2 protein-coding genes are annotated in these 2,069 nt (G+C 40.4%); both read left to right on the plus strand.

All coding sequences use genetic code 11. The features are described from left to right. Positions 1-1,627: DNA topoisomerase subunit B (locus U0M88_RS02890; RefSeq protein WP_331868847.1), on the plus strand; the 1,627-nt coding region annotated here is incomplete at its 5' end. 9 nt (positions 1,628-1,636) lie between these two features. Beyond that, on the plus strand, positions 1,637-2,069 hold a 433-nt coding region (locus U0M88_RS02895; RefSeq protein ID WP_331868848.1), incomplete at its 3' end, for a DNA gyrase subunit A.

The following is a 2,069-nucleotide window of genomic DNA, read 5'->3' on the forward strand; positions in this document are numbered from 1 at the left end:
AATTATGACCGTCCTTCATGCCGGTGGTAAATTCGGTGGCGGCGCTTATAAGGTATCCGGTGGACTTCATGGTGTTGGTGCCAGTGTTGTAAACGCATTGAGCGAATGGCTGGAAGTTACGGTGTATCAAAATGGAAATATTTATTTTATTCGATTTGAAAACGGCGGAAATACGGTAGAACCTTTAAAAATCATCGGAAAGACGGAAGAAACAGGTACATTGGTTCGTTTTAAGGCTGATCCTTCTATTTTTAAAGAAACAACGACTTATGATTTTGATACGCTGAATGTTCGTTTACGTCAGCTTGCCTTTTTAAATAAGGATATTCGTTTAACCTTAAAGGATGAACGAAGTGAAGATGGACAAAGTGTAAACTATAAATATGAAGGCGGTATTATTGAATATGTGCAATATTTAAATATGGGTAAGAAAACTCTAGGTGATAATGTCATCTATGTCGATGGTATACAGGATCAGATTTTGGCTGAAGTGGCCCTGCAGTATAATGATGGCTATCAAAGTAATATTTATTCGTTCTGTAACAACATTCATACGCATGAAGGTGGTTTCCATGAAGATGGATTCCGTATGGCACTGACGCGAGTAATCAATAATTATGCCAAAGAAAATAACTTATTGAAAAAGGAAGAAACCTTATCACAGGATGATGTCAAAGAAGGTTTGGTGGCAATCATTTCCATCAAGCATCCGGATCCGCAGTATGAAGGTCAGACAAAGACAAAGCTGGGAAACAGTGAAGTCCGTAAGATCGTATCGAATATTGCCGGTGAACAGATCAAACGTTTCTTTTTAGAAAACCCAAATGATGCCAAGGCTATCGTTGAAAAGGCCATCGTTGCCTCTAAAGCACGTTTGGCTGCCAAAAAAGCACGTGAATTGACACGAAGAAAAAGTGCATTGGATGGTATTAGTTCACTGCCGGGAAAATTGACAGACTGCTCTTCCAAAGATGCCAGTGAATGTGAAATTTTTATTGTCGAGGGTGATTCAGCCGGTGGAAGTGCCAAACAGGGGCGTGATGCCAAAACACAGGCTATCTTGCCACTTCGAGGAAAGATATTAAACGTAGAAAAGGCGCGTCAACATAGAATCTTTGAAAATCAGGAGATTCGCAGCATGATCACGGCTTTTGGCTGTGGTATTCAGGATGAAGTCAATTTAGATAATCTTCGTTATCATAAGATCGTTATCATGACCGATGCCGATGTCGATGGAAGTCATATTTGTACGTTGATGTTGACGTTCTTATATCGCTTTATGCGTCCGGTCATTGAAAATGGATATGTCTATATTGCCCAGCCACCTTTATATAAGTTACAAAAAGGAAAGAAAATTGCTTATGCTTATAAGGAACAGGAGATGGATAAGCTCCGTGAAGAATTTAAAGATGGATACAAAGTACAGCGTTATAAAGGTTTGGGAGAAATGGATGCAGAGCAGTTGTGGGAAACAACAATGGATCCGGCTCATCGTATCTTAAAGCGTGTTACGATTGATGATGCGGTCGAAGCGGATAATGTATTCTCTATGTTGATGGGAGAAGATGTCGATCCTCGTCGTGAATTTATACAGGAAAATGCGGTTTACGCAAATCTGGATTACTAGGAGGTTTCTATGGAAGAAAATAAACAATATGATTACATAGAAGATGTAGAAATATCCAAGGAGATGCGTGAATCCTTCCTGGATTACTCTATGTCAGTTATTGTACAACGTGCTTTACCTGATGTTCGTGACGGTATGAAACCGGTTCATCGCCGTATTTTACATGCGATGAATATGTTGGGTATCACCAGTGGTGTAGCTCATAAAAAAAGTGCTCGTATCGTTGGTGAAGTTATTGGTAAGTATCACCCTCATGGGGATACAGCGGTTTATGATGCCATGGTTCGTATGGCCCAGGATTTCTCCTATCGTTATCCTTTGGTCGATGGACATGGTAACTTTGGCTCTCTGGATGGAGATGGAGCAGCGGCCATGCGATATACGGAAGCGCGTATGTCAAAAATCTCTATGGAGATGATGCGTGATATTAATAAAGATACCG

This window comes from Faecalicoccus sp. (genome assembly GCF_036552745.1).
Classification (GTDB): Bacteria; Bacillota_I; Bacilli_A; order Erysipelotrichales; family Erysipelotrichaceae; genus Faecalicoccus.